The organism is Microvirga sp. VF16 (genome assembly GCF_016864375.1).
Taxonomy (GTDB): Bacteria; Pseudomonadota; Alphaproteobacteria; order Rhizobiales; family Beijerinckiaceae; genus Microvirga.
The window spans coordinates 5,149,978-5,171,650 of the sequence record NZ_CP069354.1 but is presented as its reverse complement, the minus strand read 5'-3'; the positions used below and the strand labels follow the sequence as shown (position 1 = coordinate 5,171,650).

Annotated in this window: 20 protein-coding genes; 11 read left to right on the top strand and 9 right to left on the bottom strand. The window is 61.6% G+C overall.

What is annotated here, in order from left to right; translation table 11 throughout:
- The first annotated feature begins 138 nt into the window (after positions 1-138).
- On the top strand, positions 139-1,197 hold the full coding sequence (locus JO965_RS24355; RefSeq protein WP_203441504.1) for a LacI family DNA-binding transcriptional regulator: 1,059 nt from the start codon (positions 139-141) through the stop codon (positions 1,195-1,197).
- 6 nt (positions 1,198-1,203) lie between these two features.
- Here the strand turns inward: JO965_RS24355 and JO965_RS24350 are convergent, their stop codons facing one another.
- Complete coding sequence (locus JO965_RS24350; protein ID WP_203441503.1) at positions 1,204-1,584, bottom strand: hypothetical protein; 381 nt, start codon at positions 1,582-1,584, stop codon at positions 1,204-1,206.
- Between the two features lie 340 nt (positions 1,585-1,924).
- Here JO965_RS24350 and JO965_RS24345 point away from each other — a divergent pair, with 340 nt between their 5' ends.
- Complete coding sequence (locus JO965_RS24345; RefSeq protein ID WP_203441502.1) at positions 1,925-2,338, top strand: VOC family protein; 414 nt, start codon at positions 1,925-1,927, stop codon at positions 2,336-2,338.
- 7 nt (positions 2,339-2,345) lie between these two features.
- On the opposite strand, the gene JO965_RS24340 is transcribed toward JO965_RS24345, so the two are convergent.
- Both JO965_RS24340 and JO965_RS24335 read right to left on the bottom strand, forming a co-directional pair.
- Positions 2,346-3,977, bottom strand: coding sequence for an alpha-D-glucose phosphate-specific phosphoglucomutase (locus JO965_RS24340; protein WP_203441501.1), 1,632 nt, complete (start codon positions 3,975-3,977; stop codon positions 2,346-2,348).
- A 231-nt stretch (positions 3,978-4,208) separates the two neighbouring features.
- Positions 4,209-4,478: a hypothetical protein gene (locus JO965_RS24335; protein ID WP_203441500.1), complete on the bottom strand. Its 270-nt coding sequence runs from the start codon at positions 4,476-4,478 to the stop codon at positions 4,209-4,211.
- 180 nt (positions 4,479-4,658) lie between these two features.
- On the opposite strand from JO965_RS24335, the gene JO965_RS24330 reads away from it, so the two are divergent.
- Complete coding sequence (locus JO965_RS24330; RefSeq protein ID WP_203441499.1) at positions 4,659-5,645, top strand: tripartite tricarboxylate transporter substrate binding protein; 987 nt, start codon at positions 4,659-4,661, stop codon at positions 5,643-5,645.
- Positions 5,646-5,663: 18 nt separating this feature from the next.
- Here JO965_RS24330 and JO965_RS24325 read toward each other — a convergent pair whose 3' ends face one another.
- Complete coding sequence (locus JO965_RS24325; RefSeq protein WP_203441498.1) at positions 5,664-6,485, bottom strand: DUF1194 domain-containing protein; 822 nt, start codon at positions 6,483-6,485, stop codon at positions 5,664-5,666.
- Between the two features lie 248 nt (positions 6,486-6,733).
- On the opposite strand from JO965_RS24325, the gene JO965_RS24320 reads away from it, so the two are divergent.
- Both JO965_RS24320 and JO965_RS24315 read left to right on the top strand, forming a co-directional pair.
- A complete protein-coding gene (locus JO965_RS24320) occupies positions 6,734-7,153 on the top strand; it encodes a DoxX family protein (protein ID WP_203441497.1) in 420 nt (139 codons plus the stop codon).
- Positions 7,154-7,684: 531 nt separating this feature from the next.
- Entirely contained in the window at positions 7,685-7,975 is a 291-nt protein-coding gene (locus JO965_RS24315) for a hypothetical protein (RefSeq protein WP_203441496.1), read from the top strand.
- 72 nt (positions 7,976-8,047) lie between these two features.
- On the opposite strand, the gene JO965_RS24310 is transcribed toward JO965_RS24315, so the two are convergent.
- Positions 8,048-8,572, bottom strand: a complete 525-nt coding sequence (locus JO965_RS24310; protein WP_203441495.1) for a hypothetical protein — start codon at positions 8,570-8,572, stop codon at positions 8,048-8,050.
- On the opposite strand from JO965_RS24310, the gene JO965_RS24305 reads away from it, so the two are divergent.
- The 3 genes from JO965_RS24305 (at position 8,556) to JO965_RS24295 (ending at position 12,190) form a co-directional block, all read left to right on the top strand.
- Positions 8,556-10,688 (top strand): bifunctional diguanylate cyclase/phosphodiesterase, encoded by a 2,133-nt coding sequence (locus JO965_RS24305; RefSeq protein WP_203441494.1) that lies wholly within the window; start codon positions 8,556-8,558, stop codon positions 10,686-10,688. The genes JO965_RS24310 and JO965_RS24305 overlap by 17 nt on opposite strands.
- 280 nt (positions 10,689-10,968) lie before the next feature.
- Positions 10,969-11,730 carry a response regulator transcription factor gene (locus JO965_RS24300; RefSeq protein WP_203441493.1) on the top strand — a complete coding sequence of 254 codons (762 nt, stop codon included), beginning with the start codon at positions 10,969-10,971 and terminating at the stop codon, positions 11,728-11,730.
- A 244-nt stretch (positions 11,731-11,974) separates the two neighbouring features.
- On the top strand, positions 11,975-12,190 hold the full coding sequence (locus JO965_RS24295; RefSeq protein WP_203441492.1) for a hypothetical protein: 216 nt from the start codon (positions 11,975-11,977) through the stop codon (positions 12,188-12,190).
- Between the two features lie 83 nt (positions 12,191-12,273).
- On the opposite strand, the gene JO965_RS24290 is transcribed toward JO965_RS24295, so the two are convergent.
- The 4 genes from JO965_RS24290 to JO965_RS24275 form a co-directional block, all read right to left on the bottom strand.
- Entirely contained in the window at positions 12,274-12,474 is a 201-nt protein-coding gene (locus JO965_RS24290; RefSeq protein WP_203441491.1) for a hypothetical protein, read from the bottom strand.
- A gap of 94 nt (positions 12,475-12,568) precedes the next feature.
- Positions 12,569-13,459 (bottom strand): LysR family transcriptional regulator, encoded by an 891-nt coding sequence (locus tag JO965_RS24285; RefSeq protein WP_203441490.1) that lies wholly within the window; start codon positions 13,457-13,459, stop codon positions 12,569-12,571.
- Positions 13,460-13,547: 88 nt separating this feature from the next.
- Positions 13,548-17,189 (bottom strand): CheR family methyltransferase, encoded by a 3,642-nt coding sequence (locus JO965_RS24280; protein ID WP_203441489.1) that lies wholly within the window; start codon positions 17,187-17,189, stop codon positions 13,548-13,550.
- Positions 17,190-17,273: 84 nt separating this feature from the next.
- Positions 17,274-18,302 (bottom strand): chemotaxis protein CheB, encoded by a 1,029-nt coding sequence (locus JO965_RS24275; protein WP_203441488.1) that lies wholly within the window; start codon positions 18,300-18,302, stop codon positions 17,274-17,276.
- Between the two features lie 166 nt (positions 18,303-18,468).
- Here JO965_RS24275 and JO965_RS24270 point away from each other — a divergent pair, with 166 nt between their 5' ends.
- The 3 genes from JO965_RS24270 (at position 18,469) to JO965_RS24260 (ending at position 21,635) form a co-directional block, all read left to right on the top strand.
- Positions 18,469-18,708 carry a hypothetical protein gene (locus JO965_RS24270; RefSeq protein ID WP_203441487.1) on the top strand — a complete coding sequence of 80 codons (240 nt, stop codon included), beginning with the start codon at positions 18,469-18,471 and terminating at the stop codon, positions 18,706-18,708.
- 119 nt (positions 18,709-18,827) lie between these two features.
- Positions 18,828-19,565, top strand: a complete 738-nt coding sequence (locus JO965_RS24265) for a Crp/Fnr family transcriptional regulator (RefSeq protein WP_203441486.1) — start codon at positions 18,828-18,830, stop codon at positions 19,563-19,565.
- Positions 19,566-19,673: 108 nt separating this feature from the next.
- Positions 19,674-21,635, top strand: coding sequence for an adenylate/guanylate cyclase domain-containing protein (locus tag JO965_RS24260; protein WP_246776676.1), 1,962 nt, complete (start codon positions 19,674-19,676; stop codon positions 21,633-21,635).
- The last annotated feature ends 38 nt before the right edge of the window (positions 21,636-21,673 follow it).

The window sequence follows — 21,673 nt, the reverse complement described above, 5'->3', positions numbered from 1 at the left end:
TGTCAGTCTGTCCTCTGGCGGGACATTCGACGATCTAGGGCTATCGAAAGGCTCGACAACTGCCCTATGTAATCGATTACATGCAACTTTACCGAAACGATGGCTTCTGTCAAACAGAACCATGGTAGGGGGAGGTCCATGGAAGATTTCGGGCAAAAGGACGGGCCGGAGCAGGATGGCATTTCCAGCCGCGCAGCGCGGATCCAGGATGTCGCCAAGCTCGCCGATGTCTCGACCGCGACGGTCAGCCGGGCCCTTGCGACGCCGGAGCGTGTCTCGCCCGAGGCTCGGGCGCGGGTGCTGGAGGCCATCGCCAAGACTGGTTACGTTCCGAACCCCGCGGCGCGCACCCTGCGTTCGCAGAAGACCTATATGGTACTGGTCGTTCTGCCGGACCTTGCAAACACTTTCTTCTCCAAGATCCTGCGCGGCATCGAGGAAACGCTTTTCGAAGCCGGCTACGGCATGATCATCAGTGACCTGGACGGCTCGCCCGAGAAGGAAGCGCATTTTGCCGCCTTCACGGCAGCAGGCAGGGTGGACGGCGCCATTCTTCTCAACGGTCACCTGTTCGGGCAGAGCCGTGAAGGGGAGGGAAAACCGGCCCGGATCACGATCCCGCTCGTGGCGGCCTGCGAAGCGATTCCGGGAGTGGACATTCCGCAGATCGAGATCGACAATCGCGCTGCGGCCTCACGCATGACGCAGCATCTGGCCTCCCATGGGCATCGTAGCATCGCTTATGTGAGCGGCCCCGCCGGCAACATCCTGGAGCGCGAGCGCTTCCAGGGGTTCAAGGACGGATTGGAAGCAGCCGGCCTGCCGTTTGATCCCGCCCTCGTCATCCGGGGCGACTATACGATCGAGTCAGGGGTGATGGCGGGGCGGAACCTGGTGGCACGATCCAGCCGTCCGACAGCTGTGTTCTGTACCAGCGACGAGATGGCCATCGGCCTGATGCGCACCCTCTTCTCCGCCGGACTTAGAGTGCCCGAGGACATCTCTGTAGCCGGATTCGACGATATCGAGTTTGCCGCCGTGGCCGAGCCGTCGCTGACCACGATCCATCAGCCGCGACGGGAATTGGGACAGGCCGCGGCATCGGCCCTGATCGATCTGCTGCAGGGGCGGCCATCGCCCAAGCGGATCCGACTGGAGACGGAACTGGTGATCCGGGACAGCGTCAGGCGGCTTTAGTCGCAATCAGAAGATAGAAGAAGCGCCGACGAACACGACGAGCACCAAGCCGATGAAGCCGACGAAAGCGTAAAGAGCCTTGCGGGAATCCTGATGCGCATAGCTGTCCTTCTCGGCGCCGTCCTGCCAGCGCGCGGCGCTTTCCTGGTGCCGTGCAAGATCGATCTGCTCCGGGTTCGGCGAAAAGCCGCCAGCCTCGTCATCGGTGCCAAGCGGGGAGAGAGCGGGATCGAACACGGCATTCTTGTCGCCAGTGCGGCCGCTGTCGATATCGCCCTTCAACTGCGCGGTGGTCGAGCCTCTGGCCAAAGGCGGCGCATCCATCGGCTTGATCGTGTGCGTAGGCGGAATATCAGTGTAAGTGGGTTTTTCTGAATGGCTGGACATGGACCTCTCCCGGGCTCCCATGGGGAAACAGCCGGGATTACGGGAGGTTCCTGGACCACCCCGATCGCATCGTCCTGTGGGCTTCGGGCAAGAAAAAAGGCCGTTGTTGCCAACGGCCCGAAGTTTAGGGAGGAAACGCCCAAGAAGGGCAGCAACGCTGCGACGCCAATCGCCGTGTTGCAATGCAATAGATAAGGGAGCGTCAGACCTGTTTCAAGACCAAAAGGTCAGCATCATTGCCCAATTTTTCGCCCCCTGAAAGGCCGGGATTTCAAGGGTAACTGGACATGGAAAAGGCATCGGAGGACAAAATGCAGGCAATCACGATCACGAGGTAGCCATGCCCAAGCTGAACGCCGTTCTTGAGACCGCGCTCTATGTCGACGACCTGGCGCGCGCCCAAGCCTTCTATGAGGGCGATCTCGGCCTGAGACTGCTTTTCAGCAACCAGCGCATGCGCGCCTTCGACGTGGGCGGGAAAAGCGTGCTGCTGCTCTTCCTGCGCGGTGGGTCGAGCGAGGATATGCCCACACCTGGCGGGACGATCCCCGGCCATGACGGGCAGGGGCCGCTGCATGTCGGCTTTGCCGTTTCAGGGGATGAACTGGCCGCATGGGAGGGACGGCTTCAGGAGCGCGGCATCCCCATCGAGAGCAGGACGACCTGGTCCCGAGGCGGGACCAGTCTCTATTTCCGGGATCCCGACGGTCACCTTCTGGAGCTGGCGGCGCCAGGACTCTGGGAAACCTATTAGACGTGCGTCAGGTCACGACGCTCGGCTTGTCGCGTCCCGTGCGGGCCGCGATTTCGGCGATCTCGTTTGCGGCCTGGGCAAGAGGAGCCAGAACTTCGGCGGTCGGCAGGTTGTGCCGGTCGGCATTCGGCTCGAATCGTTCGAGATAGACGCGCAGCGTCGCGCCCGACGTCCCGGTGCCTGACAGGCGGAACACGGCGCGGGCATCCTCGGCGAAAAGGATGCGGATACCCTGCTTCGGCGTCACCGATTGGTCGACCGGGTCCGTATAGGCAAAGTCGTCGCAGGATTGGACCGTAAGCCCGCCGAAGCGCTGGCCGGAGAGGGTGGGGAGCTTGGCCCGCAGGGCGTCCATCAGCTCGCTGGCCGGTGCGGTCTCGAGTTCCTCGTAATCGTGGCGGGTGTAGTAATCGCGCCCGAACGTGGCCCAATGCTCGCGCACGATCTGATCTGCCGGCTTTCTGGTGACGGCCAGAATGTTGAGCCAGAGCAGCACGGCCCAGAGGCCGTCCTTCTCGCGAATGTGGTTCGATCCGGTGCCCGCGCTCTCCTCGCCGCAGAGGGTGATGAGGCCGGCATCGAGAAGATTGGCGAAGAACTTCCAGCCGGTTGGCGTCTCGAAGCAGTTGATGCCGAGTTTGGCCGCGACCCGATCGGCGGCGCGGCTCGTCGGCATGGAGCGGGCCACACCAGAAAGGCCCTTGGCATAGCCGGGGGCGAGATGCGCATGGCTCGTGAGGATGGCGAGGCTGTCGCTCGGCGTCACGAAGAGGCCCTTCGCCACGATCATGTTGCGGTCGCCGTCACCGTCGGAAGCCGCGCCGAAATCGGGGGCGTCGGGGCCGAGCATCAGCTCCATGAGGTCATGGGCGTGGACCGGATTCGGATCGGGATGGTGGCCGCCGAAATCGGGTTTCGGCTCGCCATTGACGACCGTGCCCGCAGGCGCGCCGAGGCGATCTTCGAGGATCGCTTTCGCATAGGGACCCGTGATGGCGCTGAGCGCATCGAAGCGCATGCGGAAGCCGGAGCGGAACAAGTCGGCGATCTTCTCGAAGTCGATCAGCTGCTCCATCAACTCCGCGTAATCGGCGACAGGATCGATCACCTCGACCGCCATAGCGCCGACCTTGGTCGATCCGATGCGGCTGAGGTCGACATCCGCATCATCGGCGATCTTGTATTCGGTGATCGCGCTGGCGCGCTTGAAAACCGCTTCCGTGAAGGATTCGGGCGCCGGTCCACCATGGGACATGTTGAACTTGATGCCGAAATCGCCATCGGGTCCGCCCGGATTATGGCTGGCGGACAGCACGAGGCCGCCGATGGCCTTGTGCTTGCGGATCACACAGGAGGCGGCCGGCGTGGAGAGCAGGCCCTTCTGCCCGACGAGAACGCGTCCGAAGCCGTTCGCCGCCGCCATCTTGATCGCGGTCTGGACCACGGATTCGTTGTAGAAGCGACCGTCGCCGCCGATGACCAGGGTCGAACCGTCCTTGTTCTCGACGGTATCGAAGATCGACTGGATGAAGTTCTCCACATATCGGGGCTGTTGGAAGACGGTGACCTTCTTGCGCAGGCCGGATGTACCGGGACGCTGGTCGGAAAACGGTGTCGTCGGAATGCTGGTGGTCACCATCGGTGCAGATCACTTCCTTGAGGCGGTCCCTCTCGGGCCAATTCTCGAATCCATAGCTGATCCCGAAAGGGATCAGAGATCATTTTAGAGTCACCCAAGGCAGATGCCACTGCCAAGATGAAGGCAGGATGAAGGTCCTCGAATTCGGCAGGGGATTTCACGACGATCTCTGGCACGCCGTGCCACCAGGGACGTGCCAGAGATCGGCGATGGGGTTGGCACGCCACAGAGTCAAGGATCGGTGCCGCCGGAGGGGCGCTTGGACGCGTCTCCGGCCTGGGCGGGATCGGTGTCCTGCGGGGCGTCCGCCGCCGGCTTCACCTCCTCAGGATTGGAGACGGCCTTGGTAACCGGCTCCCGCGCCGGCTCATCCTGCGGAGGAGGGCCGGCGACGGCCGAGCCGCCCATATAGGACGGAGGGTCGCTGGCCGGGAAGGACAATTCCGAGCCGGCATCGATCAGATCTTCCTGTTCCTTTTTCCCTTCCTTTTTCACGCCCATTCATCGTCTCCTGTTCATGAACTGCCCACGGGGAATGCCGGGGGCGGCCCGCATGTTCAGGCGTAGCGGCAAAAAAGATGAACGCCCTTTCGTCCTATCCAGCTCTGGTCGGAGGGGGCTTCCCCGCTATGTGCTGCCGGACGCCTGAACCAGAACGGGACCGATGTCCGGGAGAACGCCATGAGTCAGACCCGCCGCAGCCTTCTCAAGACCATGGCGGCAGCCTCCGCCGCCTCGACCCTGTCGCCGTGGTCTGCTCTTGCGCAATCCGCGTACCCGACCCGACCTGTCCGGGTCATCGTTCCCTATGCGGCCGGCGGCGGAACGGATTTCTTCGCCCGTCTCGTCTTTGCCGCCATGGGCGAGCAGCTCGGGCAGCAATTCGTCATCGAGAACAAGCCTGGCGCCGGCACCAATATCGGCGCCGAGGCGGCGGCGCGGGCAGAGCCCGACGGCTATACGCTTCTGTTGGGCGACACGGCGACCTTCGCGACGAACCGCACGCTCTATCGAAAACTCTCCTTCGATCCCTACAAGGACTTCACCCCCATTTCGCTCACCGGGCGCTTCGCGCTCGTGCTCCTCGTCAACACGAACAAGCTGCCGGTGAAATCCGTCCCGGAACTCGTGGCCGAGGCGAAGAAGAATCCCGGCCGCATCAATTATGCGACGCCGGGCTTAGGGAGCCCGTTCCACCTTGCGACGGAACTGCTCTCGCAAGGAACCGGCATCAAACTCACTCATGTGCCGTATCGCGGTGCTGCTCCCGCCGTGCAGGATCTGGTCGCGGGACAGGTGGACATGATGTTCATCGACTTCGCCACCGCGCGCTCGCAGCTCTCCGGTCCGATTCAGGCGATTGCCGTCGCATCGCCGCAGGAATTCGCAGGTCTTCCGGGCGTGCCGCCGGTGGCGGCCCATCATCCGGGATTCGAGGCCTGGGCCTGGCAGGGATTCGTCGCCCCGGCGAACACGCCGACCGAGATCATCACCAAGCTCAACGACACCTATCGCCGCGTGATCGCCAATGCGGAGATCCGCGAGAAGCTGATCGGCGCCGGCATCGATGTGCTTCAAAGCTCGCCGTCGGAAATGGCCGCCTATATGCAGGACGAGGGCGCCAAGTGGGAGAAGGTGATCAGAACGGCGAACATCACGCTGGAATGAGCCTCGTTCGAGGCCATATCAATTCCGATCCCAGCGGTCCCAGCGATACATGCCGCGGTCGCCCTCCATGCAGTTGACGGGTGTTGTCGCCTGAATCGTCTGAATCAGCGGCTGCGCGGGAAGTGCTGCGATCTCGCGGATGATCTTCGTGCGGATGGCTTCGGCAAATTGCTGGCGCTCGCGCACGGGAACGAGAAATGCGCCTTCGCCGCCGATGACGCAGCCTTTGTAATAGAGATCGAGATTCTCCATATCGCCCATGCCGCTCGGCCGCTTGAGCATGATGGGAAGCCCATTGATGGTGATGCCTTTCGCAACCGCCTCGTCGCGTGCCGCAACGACGCCGCGCCCGCTGCTGTTGGGTCCGTCGCCCGAGATGTCGATCACGCGGCGGATGGGCTCGACGCCGGTTTTCTCCAGAAGCTTCGCGCCGAAATCGATAGCGCCCGAGATCGATGTGCGCCGCACGCGGCCGATCGGATTGTCGTGCAGGCCGTCCGCGAATTTCATCGCAGCCTCCGGGCCATCGATGATGGTCCAGGGAACGATGACCTGCTGATAGTCGACGCCCGACCATTCGAAATAGGTGACGATGATCCGGCCCAGCATGCCGTTGCGGATGGCGTCATGCACCTGGGGTGATCGGAAGGCTTCGATGAAGCCCTCGCGCTGCAGTTCCTGTTCGTCCGGATCCATGGAACGGGAAACATCCACGGCGAGGACGAGCGCCACGTCCACTTCCGTGTCCGCTCGCGCATCCGGGACAGGCAGCCAGAGCGATGCGGCCATGAGAGCCGCGATCATCCGAGCTGCGACCATGCCAAGACGCCTTGGACCCATCCCGACCTCCATGATGCTGAGGGACAAGCTGGCACGAATCTCCCGCCGGGCAAGGTTAGATCGTCTCGGGCGCGAGACCGGAGGCCTCAATTTAGCGTGAGGGTGTGCAATAAAGTAACAAGTGAGATCGATTCAGGGCCGAGGGGAGGAACATCGGACACGGGAGCGATGTTCGTCTGTCATAGCCAGCAGTCAGGGACCTGCGCCCGCCTCGAGGCCGCAGATCACAGGCAGGAGGCCCTAGTCCGATGTCCGCTACACTCGATCGTTGGTCACCCTATGCCCTGGCCGTTCTGAGGATCGTCACGGCGCTGATCTTCATGGAACATGGAACGCAGAAGCTGTTCGGCTTCCCGGCCCCTCCTGAAAGCGGAATGCCGCCGCTCCTCTCGCTTTTCGGGATCGGCGCCATCCTCGAACTCGTCGGAGGCTTTCTGATCCTGATCGGGTGGTTCACCCGCCCCGTCGCCTTCCTTCTCGCCGGCGAGATGGCCGTGGCCTATTGGATGTTTCATGCTCCCCAGAGCCCATACCCGGCGCTCAACGGCGGCGATGCAGCCATCCTGTATTGCTTCGTGTTCCTTCTGTTCGTCTTTACCGGTCCGGGCGCCTGGAGCGTCGATGGTGCAAGACAGCCGGCAGGGCTCCGTCATTCCTGGGAGCGCTAGAGCATCGGACCCAAAAGTGGACCCACTTTTAGGATCTGATCCGATGCTCAATCCCTTAAGCGGCGCATCGTTGGGTGCGGAAAACCGGGTCCACTTTTCCGCACGATGCGCTAGATCCGAGCCAAAACAGACGCTGTCCATAAACGCAATTGTTGATGGGCACCCTTCGTCATCACCGGCCTTGCGCCGGTGATCCAGATGCGGGAAGGACTCCGGTGTCATTCCCGGCCGGAGCGAAGCGAGGAATGGGATCCACCCACGTGCTCAACGCTATGGATCCCCGTCCCGGTCCTGCGGACCGCCGGGGATGACAACAGAGCTCCACAAGATCGGGGTGGCCGGGCCGAGCCCGGCCATGACGTCGAGGTTGTATCGACAGCCTGGTTAACCCGAAAGAGGCGGGTCACATTCCTGTCCGCAGCGATTATTCTCTGGAACGGTTTTCATGAACCGTTTGTTTTTTATCCAGGCCCCATGACCTCGGCATTGGAAGAGGGTAAAGCAGGGCTCAATTGTTGCGTAGGAGTGGACATGGCCGAGATCATCGCGTTCAAGGATCTCAAGAAAATAGCCGACCGATGTGAGGTTCTGACGCTGTTTGAGCCCAAGCGTCCTGCGAAAACGCAATCCCGTTCCGAGCCCAAATCCTTCGAGTTTCCAAGCTCCCGCCCCTTCATCTCCGGAAATCTGACCGATCTGTTCGAGCAGGCGAACGCCGTGGCCATGCGTCATTACCATGGGGATCCGAAGGTGTCGGCTGTCGTCGCCGAGAAATGCATGGAGCTCATTCAGGCCTTGGAAGACCACGCGGAACCAGAATGACCTTCCAGATACTCTGAAGAAGCTTGGGTCCACATCGGGTCACGTGTGGAGCGAGAGGTCGCTCCGACATTTTCAATGTGAAGATTGCCCGATCCTAGTTGTTCCCGGTCGACATTCTTCCCGTTTCGGAAGCGATTGTAAGTGAAAAAGTTCGTTAACTCTGAAATGCGAAGCATCGGGCCGGAATGACCGGTGCGTTGACTTTACGGTCCGGCCGATGGAATTTGCTGTTCTCAGCATGATACCTGTGGCGGGTTGAGTTGCCAGACGCACATTGCGCAACTCAAAGGCATGACGCCCTCCTGCCAGGTCGGTGAAAATCCGGCGGTTCCAAATTCTCAAAAAATCTTTCAATGCGATCTCGTCGCTGGCCTTTTTTAGCCTCATCGGCGCCGGGATTCGCTCCGGTGCCGACGTGTTGAAGTCTTTTGTTTCTTTTGATCGCCAGGCGCTGCCTTTCATTCGCAGCGTTGTTCTGCCTGTTCTTTTCGTTGCTCTGACGACGCTGTCTCTCGGCGCGGTTTCGATCCTCTGGGCGGTCGACAAGAGCAACGATATCTCCGCCGAGCGCCAGCTTCGCATGACGAAGCGCAGCATCAGGGCCGTCGTCAAGGAACTCGCTCAGCAGCAGGAAATGGTCGCCGTCTGGGACGATGCCGTGCTGGAACTCACCAAGAGCCCGCTGGATCTTACATGGATCGACGCCAATATCGGGGTTTGGCTCAGCCGCACCTTCGGTCAGGAGGAAGTCTACATCCTGAACGACCGGGATGAGCCAATCAATGCGGTGATGGATGCAACGCGCGTCTCGAACCATGAATTCGAGCGCGTTCGGGAGAGTATCGGCAGCCTCATTGCAAGAGTACGCGGAGCGCCGGATTCCCTGCACAAGGACCATGCGGCGGAAAGCGCCGAGGCAACGCACCTGACAACGGGAAGAGCCGTCCATGATGCTCACCTGCTGGAACTGTTCGGCCGGCCCGCGGCGGTGAGCGTCATGAAGATCGTTCCTGAATCGGAGGCGGTGTCTTACCCGCAGGACAGAGAATTTCTCCTGGTCGGCATCCGGTATCTCGACGGCAACTTCATCAAGCAGATCTCGGAACGGAATCTGATCGAGGGACTGCGCTTCTCCGTTGTCGACAATCCGAAATCAGGTGAGATATCGGTGCCGATCCGGTCCGATGTGGGCGACCTCATCGGCTATTTCATCTGGAAGCCGGAAGTGCCGGGAGATCGTCTTCTCGGTGCCATCGGGCCCGCGACTGTCCTTGCCGCTATCCTCATTCTCATTCTGCTCGGCGTGTTGGTGCAGCGTCTGAAGCACTCCATGTCAGCACTGGAAAGAACCGTTCTTGAACTGAAGGCCAGCGAAGCCCACGCCCATCATCTGGCCTTCCATGACGTGCTGACCGGGCTGCCGAACCGGGCCTTGTTCGAGGACCGGCTCAACCACGCCATCGCCCGCAGGCAGGATGGCGAGCGGATCGCCGTGATGATGCTGGATCTCGACCGCTTCAAGCACGTCAACGACACCCTCGGACATTCTGTCGGCGACAGCCTCATCCGCGATTTCTCGGTTCGACTGTCCAAGCTCGTCGGGGAAGACGACACCATCACTCGACTGGGAGGCGATGAATTCGCCATCGTGCAGGTTTGTCAGGGAGGAGCGGAAGGTCCTGAGGCTCTTTGCGAGCGGATTCTCGCCATGGCTCATGAGCCATACGACGTCATGGGCAATCACATCTTCGTGGGCACCAGCATCGGCATCGTGCTCGCTCCCGAGGCCGGAACGGATCGCAGTGAGCTCATGAGAAAGGCCGATATCGCGCTCTATCGCGCCAAAGCCGAAGGGCGAAACCGTTATCGGATCTTCACGCCGGAGATGGATGAGACCGTCAATCTGCGCAGGATCATCGAGGAGGAGCTTCGCATCGCGCTCGCGTCCGGCGAGGGTCTCGAAGTCGCTTATCAGCCGCAGATTGCGGTCGGCGGGGACGCCATCATCGGTGTCGAAGCGCTTGCCCGCTGGAGGCATCCGACGCGCGGATATATTCCACCAAGTCAGTTCATTCCGGTCGCCGAGCAAACCGGCTTGATCGTCCAGCTCGGCGAGTGGATTCTGCGCCAGGCCTGCCTGGCCTCGCGACGCTGGCCGGATGTGTTCGTTTCCGTCAATCTTTCTCCGGTTCAGTTCAGATCCAGCGACTTTGCCAATCACGTGATCGCCATCGTGCGCGAATGCGGGGCGGATCCTTGCAGGATCGAGCTCGAGGTGACCGAAAGCGTTCTTCTGGATGAGGAAGGCGGAACGACCGATACGCTCCGAGCCTTGCGAAATGCCGGTTTCCGCATTGCCTTGGACGATTTCGGCACGGGCTATTCGAGCCTGGGCTATCTTCATCGGTTCGAGGTCGACAAGATCAAGATCGACCGATCCTTCACTCAGAGCCTTGGACAGGGAACCAAAGCCGCCGCGGTGATCAAGGCCATCGTCTCGCTGGGCCATGCCATGTCTCTCACTGTCACGGCCGAAGGCGTCGAGACGGAGATCCAGAGGAATTTCCTTCACACGGCAGGCTGTAACGAGATGCAGGGCTATCTGTTTTCGAAGGCGCTTTCGCAGGAGCAGATCACGCGCTTGTTGACGCGATCCTCTTCTGAGGAGGTCCAATGCTACGCCGGGGACTCGACTGCTTTCAGATCCCGGTGATCACCGCATCGTGGCGAGAATGCATTCTGCTTATTCGTTGTGCAGAGCAGATTGCCACTGCATCTCAAAATTCCCAGGTCGCGGAGAGTTACCCCTTTCGGGGCCGTAGCGTCGAGGAACTAATGCCTGTACCGATTGTTGTCGCCACGCTTGATCCAATTGTGGATCGGCTTCCTGGATCCGACACCTTTCGACGAAGGCCAGCCGCCTCACGTTCGATGCGGATGGGTCACGATCCTGCACGGTTCATCGCTGAACGTTACTTGGGGGCACAGCACACATGAGACACGATGTTGTCTATAAGCAGATTCTTCCCATCGCTCAGGATCCGTTCCAGAACGTCACCACGGTCCTGATCTGTCAGAATCTCCTGCTTCGCACCGGCATCAGCCATATCCTCTCCGGAACGCGCTTCATCCTCACGAAAGAGCCTTATGAGGATCTGTCGCGTCTGCCCACGTTCACCGATGACGAGCCTGTGCTCTTCGTCCTCTGCGAGAACCGCTCGACGGAGGAATATACGACCGCCGTGGCAGAGCTGAAAGCGCAGTATCGATCGGCTCGCGTGGTCGTTCTGACCGATGCGATGGATCCCGAAACCGTCATGCAGCTCAGCCATGCCGGCATGGACGGGTTCTGTCCGACGAGCATGGATCGGCATGCCCTGGTCAAAGCGCTCGAGATCGTGATCCTGGGCGAGAGCTATATTCCGGCCTCGATCGGGCTCACGCTTCTCGATCAGGTTCGGCAAGGCCGGGCCCATTTCGGCAACGGCGTTGCCTTCCGGCCGGCCAACGATCCTGCATCGCTTCCCGGCAAGCTGTCGGAGCGGGAAGCCCAGATCCTCCGGTGCCTCACCCAAGGCTCCTCGAATAAAGTAATCGCGCGCGAGCTCGGCGTGGCGGAGGCCACGGTGAAGGTCCATATCAAGGCCATCCTGCGGAAGGTGAAGGCCTCCAACAGAACGCAAGCCGCCATGTGGGCGACCGGGCATCTCAACTTTTCACAGGATAATGCCGACTCCCTGGTCCCGGGTGAGTGAGAAGAATTGCCGGCCGCTTGATCCTTTTTGGCTAAATTCCGCCACTTATCCTATAGATAGAGATCGTTGCTGTGCGGCCTACTCCTTCTGGGGTAGTCCGTGTGGCGAGTTGCGGATCAGTCGAAACGGGCTGTAAGCCTGACCTTGTCCTGCGGCGGATCAGTTGATTCATAATGTAAAATGCGTATTTGCGCCGCGGACTCAGAGCAATAACAAATCACCGGAACGGTGCAGCGGGGCATACATGGATTATCAAGTAGAGCTGGTCGCTCGCGCATTTTACGATGCCGAGTATGAAGATTGCCTGTGGGATGGCGAGATTGAAGCCGTCAAGCAGGAATTTCGCGAATACGCTCGCAATGCTATCAATCTTCTTGAAGAAGACATCGGCGTTCTGCTGCTGGCTTTGGAGAGAGCGACGGCTGAAGAGCGCCCGGAGCGGTCGCGAGCCGCAGCTTAATTACATCCTCGATCGGAGTAAGAACTTGAGGATCCAGCGTCGGGAGCGCGATCCTCAAGTTCTCTTGAAAGCGATGCCGGATCTCAATGAGCATCCGGCGGCAGATCCACGATCCGCTTGATCTCGAAAACCACCAGCATCAGGAACACCGACACGATCACGAGGGTGAGCGCATGCGTGAACACGCTCGGGCTGACACCGGAGGCTGACGAGACGAGAGCCAGAAGGATCAGGAAGGGGAGGCCGAGGGCAATGGCCAAGACGGCAAGGAAGGATCGTGACATAGGGGTGAAGCCCTGAAGCGTTTCCGGGAATGTCTTAGGTAGCCCAAGAATCGTGGAGAAAATGAGGTTGCGACCTCGTCGCGTCCGCGCCGGATCAAAAATCCCAGCGCTGCGCCTTGGAGACGAGGAAGTCGCGGAAGACCTGGACGCGCGCCACGGAGCGCATCTCCTCCGGATAGACGAGATAGCTGTCGAGAGTCGGCATCTGCTCGTCGCGCAGAACCTGCTTCACGCGCGGATTGTTGCTCATCGCGTAATCGGGAGCCATGCCGATCCCGGCTCCGTTCTCGATGGCCTGCCGGAGCGCCAGGCTGTCATTGACCACGAAGCGGCTCGGACGGGGATCCTTGGGATTGCGCCCCAGATTCGCCAAGTGATGCAGGTCGAGGATGAAAGCAGGCTGATCGCCTCCCAGACTGACGATGGAATGCCGGTCGAGGTCCTCGATGGTCTCCGGCTCTCCGAAGCGCTCGATGTAGGTATGGGCCGCGTAAGCGTGATACTGGATGGTGAAGAGACGGCGCTGGATGAGGTCGGGCTGAGCCGGCAGGCGCAGGCGAATGGCGATGTCCGCTTCCCGCATCGCAAGATCCAGTTCATCGTTGGTGAGAATGAGCTGGATGCGCACCTCGGGATAGAGATCGAGAAACTCCGTAATGCGCCGGGCAAGCCAGATGCCGCCGATGCCGACGGTCGCCGTGACCCTGAGATCGCCGGCGGGCCGCTCGCTGGTCTCGGTCAGGCGCTGACGGGTTTCCTCCAGGCGAAGGCGAATATCCTGGGCGGCCCGGAAGAGCACGTCGCCATGTTCCGTCAGGACGAGGCCGCGCGGATGCCGGTGGAAGAGCAGGATCTTCAAATCATGCTCGAGGGCGCTGATCTGCCGGCTGATGGATGACTGGTTGACTCCGAGCTTTTCGCCGGCACGGGTGAAATTCCCAGCGTTGACGACTTCGTAGAACAGTCTGATCTTGTCCCAGTCCAATGCAGATCCTCAGGCTGGAGGCAGTAAGCGCGGCAGCTTTCGACGGCCAAATGGAGAACACAGCGCCCCGTCAGGTCAAGCCTTATCTTCAGGAGGGAGGGCCAGGCTCGCTTGCCTGATCATCCTGACCGTGGCGGTCCGACGGTTGCAACGCGCCCATGAGAGCGGTGTGCTGGTTGAGCGGAAATTCGATCACGCACCGGACGCCGCCCGGCGTGAATTCCAGTGCCGTCGTCGCATCGATCTCATAGGGAAGAGTGCGTTCGATCAGCTCGGTGCCGAAGCCGCGCCTGCGCGGGGCCGAGGCTGCGATGCGGACGCCCGTTTCCCGCCATTCCAGTGTGAGCTTCCGGTCACCGTCGACACCCTCGATGCGCCAGGTCACATCGACATGGCCGTCGTTTTCCGACAGAGCGCCGTATTTGACGGCGTTGGTGGCGAGCTCGTGGATCGCCATGCCCAGCTTTTCCGCAACGGCGGCCCGCAGCCGGACGGGCGGCCCCTCGACATGAGCCTTCTCGTCATCCCTCACCGCGTGAGCGAGCAGTTCGTCCCTGACCAGCTCTTCGAGATTGATGACGGCCTCGGCCGAGCGCGTTGCCATGGTCTGGGTGCGGGCGAAGGCTTCGATGCGCCCTTCGAGATGCATGGCGTAGTCGTCGACCGTTTCGCTGTTCGCGGCGGTTCGTCTCGTAATCGAACGGACGATGGCGAGGGTGTTGCGAACGCGGTGCTGCAACTCCGCCATCAGGAGCTTTGCATGCCTCTCGCTTTCCCGCAAAGCCTCTTCGGCACGGACCCGCTCCGTCAGATCGATCGCAACGGCGAGCCCGCCCACCACCTTGCCGGCCGCATCGCGCCGGGCGCTGACGCTGCTTCTCACCCAGATCATCGAACGGTCGGGATGAAGGTGGCGCTTTTCGATCACGAAGGGCTGGCCGCCGGCAAGCGCCTGTTCCAGCAACGGCTTGCTGTGGCCATTGTCGTCGGGATATGTCAGCTCCTCGACCGTGCGGCCGAGGATCAGATCGCGAGGCTGTCCGATCATGGCGCAGTAGCGGTCGTTGATGTAGATCACGCGGCTATCGCGATCGACCATGGCGATGCCGACCTCCGCCTGTTCGGCCATGGCGCGGAACCGTTCCTCGCTTTCGCGCAGAGCCTGCTGCGCGCGGGTCAACGGAGTGACATCCGTAAAGGTCACCACGGCGCCGCCGATATAATTGTCGATGCTGCGGTAAGGCAGAACGCGGATCATGTAGCGGGTGCCGGTTGCAGCATCCTCGATCTCGCGGTCGACGCTGCCAAGGGTCCGCACGACGCGGCGGGCGTCGTCCTGAAGGTCGTCATAGGCGATGCGCGATTTGATATGCGCAATCGGCCGCCCGACGTCGGTTTCGACAAGGTGGAAAAGCTCGGTCACGGCCGGCGTGTAGTTCATCACCCGCAGCTCGTTGTCGAGGAAGATCGTGGCGATCTGCGTGCTCTCCAAAAGGTTCTTCAGATCGCTGTTCGAGCGGCCGAGTTCCTGGACCCGATGCGCGAGTTCGCCGTTGACGGTGGTCAGCTCCTCGTTGACGGATTGCAGCTCCTCCTTGGACGTTTCCAGTTCCTCATTGGCGGATTGAAGCTCTTCGTTCAGAGACTGATACTCTTCGTTCGAGGATTTCAGCTCCTCGTTCGTGCTCTCCAACTCCTCGATGGTGGCCTGGAGCCGCTCTCGGGTGACACGCAGCTCGGTTTCGAGCCGCTGCACATGCTCGTCCCGCAGGAAGGAACCCTTCTCGGCCGTATTATCTTCCTCGGGGAGAGCCGCGCCGTCCTTGAAGAGCACGACGAAACCCGGCGCGGCGTTCGGCTGATCCCGGATAGGCTCCACGACGATATCGACGACCAGACGCTTGCCGTTCGTTCCTATCCGAAGCCCGTCCAGCTGGACGATCCGATTCTCTTCCGCAGCCTTGGTCAGAGCGGCGCGCAGATCGAGGCGCAGGTCGCCATGGACGAGATTCAGCAGATTGAGAGTCGCCGCTCCGCCGGCCGGCTCGATGTAGCGCCCCGTGCGGCCTGAGAAATGCATGACGTCGAAGTTCTCGTCCGTCACCACATAGGCCGGCGCATAGCGTTCGGCGATGGTCTCTGCCTGACGTGCCAGACTGCCCTCGATCCGACGCGGTCGCAGGGGTGAGGGGCTCTCCGTCGGCCGGCGGTCGACGGCCGTGAAGGGAAAGTCCGGCAGAACTCTCGCGGTCGTCTCAAGGCGCTGGAAGATGCGAAAACCACGGTCCACCGGCGCGAAGAGTCTGGTGTGGCGGGAGATATTTTCGGAATTGCCGAGGAACAGATAGCCGCCCGGCCTGAGGGCAAAGTGGAAGAGCGGGATCACCCGGTCCTGAAGATCCGCGTTGAGATAGATCAGCAGGTTGCGGCAGGAGATCATGTCGAGGCGCGAGAAGGGCGCGTCCTTGATGACGCTGTGCTGCGAGAAGATACACATCTCCCGCAGCTCCTTGACGACGCAATAGGTGTTGCCTTCCTTGACGAACCAGCGTGCCAGCCGCTCCGGCGTGACATCCTTCGTGACCGCCTCGGTGTAGCGGCCCACCCGGGCAGCCGCGAGGGCACGGCCATCGATATCGCTGGCGAAGATCTGGACATGCGGCACCGTGTCGAGCCCTGCCATATGCTCGCGCAGGAGGATGCCGATGGAATAGGCTTCCTCGCCGGTGGAACAGCCGAGCACCCAGATCCGGATCTGGTCGTTACGGGTCTTGCCCTCGAAGAGCTTGGGGATCACCTGGGCTTCCAGAAGCTCGAATTCACGGCGATCCCGAAAGAACTGCGTGACACCGATCAGGAGGTCGTTGAAGAGATTCTGCGCCTCATCCGCCTGTGTCCTCAGAAACTCCACATAGGCTTCGATGGTCTCGGTCTGCACGACCTGCATCCGGCGCTGAACGCGCCGAAGGAAGGTATTCGGCTTGTAGCCATGAAAGTCGTGACCGGTCTGATTGCGCAGGATCGTGGCGATGCCGGCCAGGGCCCCGGTGATCTCGGCCGCCTCCGCATCGACATGGGCCGCCTCGCTGTACCGCGCAAAGTGGCTCACATAGAGCTGCACGCGTTTCGCCAACTCCTCGGGAGGCAGCACGAAGTCGACGAGAGCGACGGGGCTGTGATTGGGGATGATCCCCTCGCCGGAAAGCTCATGGCTTTCCTCGGCCAGCGTCAGGCCGCCGGCCTCCTTCAGGGCCGTGACGCCAAGCGTGCCGTCACCGCTGGTGCCCGAGAAGATGACACCGATGGCGCGCGCTTCCTGATCCTGAGCGACCGAGATGAGAAAGCTGTCGATGGTTCCGCGTTCGCCCGGAGGCTCCTGAGCCATCCGGGTCTGGAAGCGGCCATTTTCCAGGGTCAGGATCATATTGGGTTTCGACCAATAGATCTTGCCGGGCTCGGCCGGCGCTCCGTCGGTGGCCAGGGTCAGTTGACGGCCGTGTTCTGCCAGCGCGGCTTTGAAGCGGTCCTCGTCCAATGCCTCCCGCTGTTGGAAGACGACGGCAACCGCCATTCGGGGTTCGATCGTCAGTTCCGCGAGAAAACGCTCCAGGGAATCGCTATGCGCTCCCGAGGCTCCGACGGCGACGACAAGGACGCCGCCTCCCTGCGCAGCCTCAGGGTTCTGGACAGTCTCGGAGGAGGTTTTTTTGTTGCTCTTCTTGGCGGCCACGATGAAATTTCCCAGCTCGGGAGAGGATTTGCCATACTACGAAGAATTGTACCACCTCCCAAAATATGATGCCGGGTCTATGGACTATTCCTCGCTGTCCTGCGCCCCTTCGTCCATCCGAAGTCCGAGCGGCGTCATGGATTGCAGAACCGCCTGGCGCAGGGTGTCGGCATATCGCCGATACTCGATGGCTCTCTCCTCGTACATTTCAGCAACGGCTTTGCGACCGCTGCGTCGCCCATCCTCGGCCATCCGGCTGACCAGCTCGGCCCGCTCCTCGATGATGCGCAAGGCAACCCGGAGCGCCTCGTCCACGGCGCTCTCCTGCTCCTTCGCCACCACCGCGGCCGTCAAGGCATGTCCAACCTGGCAGCGGAACCTGAGCGGTTTTCCTCCCCGCACCTTGGAGAGAACGCCGCTGCAATTGGGACAGGTGAGAGCGACGGGCTCCGCGAACTGACCGATGATCTCACTGTCGACCCGTTCACCTGCCGCGATATCGACCTCCAGCCGGATTTCCGGTGGAACCGGAACGCTTGGGCCAGCGGGCTCGCGCACGAGATCGGCCAGAACGTCGCCGATCCGTTTGCCGGACGCCATCAGGTCAACCGTCGTCGCCTCCAGGGCGCTCCTGGGCATCTCCTCGGCGATCGCATCGGCCGGGTCCTGGACGAGGGTGACGCCGCCGCAGCGCTTCACGGCTTCGAGCCCTGAGGCTCCATCGTTGAGGAGGCCGCTCAGAATGACCCCGATGACACGAGATCCATAGGCAGCCGCGGCCGAGCGAAAGAGGGGGTCGATGGCCGGCCGCGCCATGTTCTCCCGCGGGCCGCGGCCCAGCCGGATTTGGCCTTTGGTCAAGATGAGGTGATGGTCCGGGACGGCCAGATAGACATTGCCGGGCTTGATCTGCATGCCCTCGGCTGCGGCATGAACGGGCAGAAGACCGGCTGCGGACGCGACTGTCGACAAAATACCGATGCTTCGGGCTGGAATGTGCAGTACTATGAATACGGCGGCCGGCAGGTCTTGGGGAAGGGCTCCCAGGATCGTCTTGAGAGGAGCCGTTGCTCCCGAGGATCCGCCAATGACGATGATGTCACGATTGCTCATGAATGGCCTTTGGTTGCGCCGCGAAGAGTGAACAAAAATTTAGGGCCGGGTGTTCCCTAAATAGCGGAAGATGCACCGATTTTTTGGCCTGGCGGGAATGAAGCTTGTCGTCGGCACCTGTCTCCACGGGGCTTGATGGCAGCCTATGATCAAGAGGAGAGCAGTGATGCCCGATCCGGCCCTTGAACGAGCGCATTTGGCCAAGGCCGAGCTAGGTATTACTGAAGGCGAGGTGCGGGTGACGAACCAGATGCTCCGGATCGAGGAAATGCGCCGGGACGGCCATGACGTGAGAGAGGCGGAAAAGCTGCTGCTGACGCTGCGAGAGACGCTGGCCGCATGGTACGACCACCGCGAGGCGATCCTGCAGGATCTTGCCCAGCATGAGGTGAGGCACCCTCATTGAGAGGTCTCCAACCTGCCTTAAGTAAGATCATGGGGAAAGACAGGTATAGGACTGCGCCGGTCTGTTATGTGGTCAGAGCTGTGCAATCTGGTACAGCCGATGGGTCGGGAGGTGCTACGATGAGCTTTGCCATGCAAAGACAGGCTCAGTCCAATCCGCTCCTTCGCAAGCTGGACAGCATTGCCGATCTGTCCGACGAGGAGCGGCAGGCGCTCCTGGAACTGTCGTTGAACGTCAAGGTTTTCGAGGCCGATAGCGATATCGTCCGGGATGGGGAGCGCCCCACCGATTGCTGCCTGGTCCTCAGCGGTTTCGTCTGCCGCTACAAGATCCTCCCCGACGGCAAGCGGCAGATCATGGGCTTTTACATTCCGGGTGACATGCCCGATCTGCAGGGCTTCCACATGAAGATCCTGGACAACACCATCGGAACGCTGGTGACGAGCAGCGTGGCCCTGATCCCTCACGACACGTTGCAGGATCTGCTGGATCGACATCCCGGTCTGGTCAGGGTTTTCTGGCGCGACACGCTCATCGATGCGGCCATGTTCCGCGAGTGGATGATCGGCATGGGACGGCGCAGCGCCTATCAGCGCATCGCCCACCTCCTGTGCGAGCTTCATGTTCGGTTGAGTGCCGTCGGGCTTGCGGGGCCGAAAGGCTATGATCTGCCGGTGACCCAGAACGAGCTCGGGGATGCATTGGGACTTTCGACGGTGCACGTGAACCGCGTTCTTCAGGATCTGCGAAGCGAGGGGATGATCGTCCTGCGCGGCGGCACGCTCCACATTCCGGATTGGGAGGCGCTTCAAACGGCCGGCGATTTCGATCCCGCCTATCTTCATATCAGGAGGTGATAGGCGGACCGATCCTCTCGGATTTCGCGCTGTCGCAGACCTGCATGCCCGCAGCCCGATCAAGGTATTTTTGACAAGAGCTGGATACCGGACAACTCTGTGGCCGGGATGACCGGAAGGCTTGAGGTCATGCGCGTTCGGCTCGGCTATCAACTCTCGATCACGGCGCTGTTCGTGGCGGTGGTGCTGGCCGTCGGCCTCGCTCTGGTCTTTCTGAGCTTCGACCGGGCCCGGTCGATCACCCGCTCGGCGGCGCTCGCCTTCATCGACCGGGTGGCCGACCATACGGCCGACCGGGTCGACGGGCAGTTCAGGGATGTGCTCGATATCCTCGAAGTGCTGCGGCAGCTCCAGTCTGTCGAATCCGGGACGATCCTGGGCAATCCGCCGCTCTATTCAATTCTGGCAGCGCTTCTGCGCCGATATGGACAGCTCTACAATCTCTATGTCGGCTACGACGATGGTGCCTTCATCGAGCTCGACGTGCTGGATCGGGCCGGACCCGCCCTCCGCACTCAGCTCCGCGCTCCCGCCGACGCCGCGTTCCGGCTGACTGTCATCGAGACGCTGAACGGTGGATCGTCGAGAACACGATTCACCTTCTATCTCTCTCCCGACCTCGCGATTCTTGCTCAGGAGCAGCGCGAAGCGGATTACGATCCGCGCGAGAGGCCGTGGTATCGCGACGCGTTCCAGCCCGGCGCCGAGGCTATCACCGATCCTTACGTGTTCAGGGCGGCCAATTTGATCGGCTATACGGTGCGCGTGCCGTTCGCGCAGGGACGACGCGGGATCGCGGCTGGCGATATCCTTCTCGCCGACACGGATGCCTTTCTGCGATCCCAGAAACTCGGAACCTCCGGCGTCGTGTTCCTCTTCGACGACAGCGGTCGGATCGTCGCGCATCCGCGCATGTCGGAGGTCCTGCACGCCGGTGCCGCCAATGGGTCGCTCGATCTGCCGCGTCTCGACCAGATGACGGATGTCGACATCGCGAAACCCTTGAACACGTGGCGGCAGGGTGGAGCGGCGCAGCAGATTTTCGAAGCGGCGGACGGGCGAACCTATGTGGCGGCGTTCCGGTCGATCAAGACCGCCGGACCGTCCGGTCTCAAGCTGGCCGTCATGGCGCCGCTCGACGAGTTCTTCGCGGAGATCGAGGCGGGACGGCGGCGTCTGGTGCTCCTGGCGCTCGGCTTCGTTCTCGCTGCGCTCCCGGTGGTCTGGTGGATCGGCTCAATGCTGTCCCGTTCCATGAAGGCGCTCGCTCTCGAAACGGATCGCATCCAGCGGTTCGAGACAGAGGGACCGGCAAGCGAGGTCCGTTCGATGATCCGCGAGATCGACGATCTCGGGCAATCGGTCGCCACCATGCGGACCGTGGTGCGGACGTTTGCGAGCTTCGTTCCGAAACGGCTGGTCCAGCAGCTCGTCGCGACGGGCGATGCCCTGCGGCTCGGCGGCTCGCGGCGCGAGATCACGGTCCTGTTCACCGATATCGAGGGCTTCACCAACATCACCGAGAAGGCCGATCCCGAGCAGGTGATGATTCGGACGTCGCATTATCTCGCCGTCCTGTCGGCGGTGATCATGGAGCACGGCGGCACGGTGGACAAATTCGTCGGCGATGCCGTCATGGCGATCTGGAACGCACCGGCGGACGATCCCGATCATGTCGCCCATGCCTGCGCGGCCGTGCTGGCCTGCCGGGAGGCCAACCGAAAGCTCAATGCGGAATTCGAAAGCGAAGGATGGCCCGCCTACAGCACACGGTTCGGGATCCACACCGGGGAAGCGGTCGTCGGCACCATCGGTTCCTCGGACCGGATGGCCTACACGGTCCTCGGCGCGACCGTGAATCTGGCCGCGCGGCTGGAGCCGCTCAACAAGGAATACGGCACCGAGATCCTCGTCAGCGAGGCCGTCCGCCAACGCGTTGCCGACCGCTTCGCCTTCCGGATGATCGACACGATCCAGCCCAAGGGATTCGAGGCGACCATTTCGATCTTCGAACTTTGTGGGAAGCTGCACGAGCCGTCCACGACCGAGACTGAGCGCGACGGAAAATGATCACCCACGACGTCGCGGCGTGCATGTCGCTGCAGTGT

Coding starts and splice junctions, on each gene's coding strand:
- JO965_RS24320 (WP_203441497.1), top strand. CDS start 6,734: ATGTCCGCTACACTCGATCGTTGGTCACCCTATGCCCTGGCCGTTCTG.
- JO965_RS24310 (WP_203441495.1), bottom strand. CDS start 8,572: ATGCTGCGCTTCGTCATGCGAAGCTGGCGCTCGGCGGAGATATCGTTG.
- JO965_RS24345 (WP_203441502.1), top strand. CDS start 1,925: ATGCCCAAGCTGAACGCCGTTCTTGAGACCGCGCTCTATGTCGACGAC.
- JO965_RS24300 (WP_203441493.1), top strand. CDS start 10,969: ATGAGACACGATGTTGTCTATAAGCAGATTCTTCCCATCGCTCAGGAT.
- JO965_RS24265 (WP_203441486.1), top strand. CDS start 18,828: ATGAGCTTTGCCATGCAAAGACAGGCTCAGTCCAATCCGCTCCTTCGC.
- JO965_RS24305 (WP_203441494.1), top strand. CDS start 8,556: ATGACGAAGCGCAGCATCAGGGCCGTCGTCAAGGAACTCGCTCAGCAG.
- JO965_RS24275 (WP_203441488.1), bottom strand. CDS start 18,302: ATGAGCAATCGTGACATCATCGTCATTGGCGGATCCTCGGGAGCAACG.
- JO965_RS24295 (WP_203441492.1), top strand. CDS start 11,975: ATGGATTATCAAGTAGAGCTGGTCGCTCGCGCATTTTACGATGCCGAG.
- JO965_RS24335 (WP_203441500.1), bottom strand. CDS start 4,478: ATGGGCGTGAAAAAGGAAGGGAAAAAGGAACAGGAAGATCTGATCGAT.
- JO965_RS24330 (WP_203441499.1), top strand. CDS start 4,659: ATGAGTCAGACCCGCCGCAGCCTTCTCAAGACCATGGCGGCAGCCTCC.
- JO965_RS24270 (WP_203441487.1), top strand. CDS start 18,469: ATGCCCGATCCGGCCCTTGAACGAGCGCATTTGGCCAAGGCCGAGCTA.
- JO965_RS24340 (WP_203441501.1), bottom strand. CDS start 3,977: ATGGTGACCACCAGCATTCCGACGACACCGTTTTCCGACCAGCGTCCC.
- JO965_RS24260 (WP_246776676.1), top strand. CDS start 19,674: ATGACCGGAAGGCTTGAGGTCATGCGCGTTCGGCTCGGCTATCAACTC.
- JO965_RS24350 (WP_203441503.1), bottom strand. CDS start 1,584: ATGTCCAGCCATTCAGAAAAACCCACTTACACTGATATTCCGCCTACG.
- JO965_RS24290 (WP_203441491.1), bottom strand. CDS start 12,474: ATGTCACGATCCTTCCTTGCCGTCTTGGCCATTGCCCTCGGCCTCCCC.
- JO965_RS24355 (WP_203441504.1), top strand. CDS start 139: ATGGAAGATTTCGGGCAAAAGGACGGGCCGGAGCAGGATGGCATTTCC.
- JO965_RS24325 (WP_203441498.1), bottom strand. CDS start 6,485: ATGGGTCCAAGGCGTCTTGGCATGGTCGCAGCTCGGATGATCGCGGCT.
- JO965_RS24315 (WP_203441496.1), top strand. CDS start 7,685: ATGGCCGAGATCATCGCGTTCAAGGATCTCAAGAAAATAGCCGACCGA.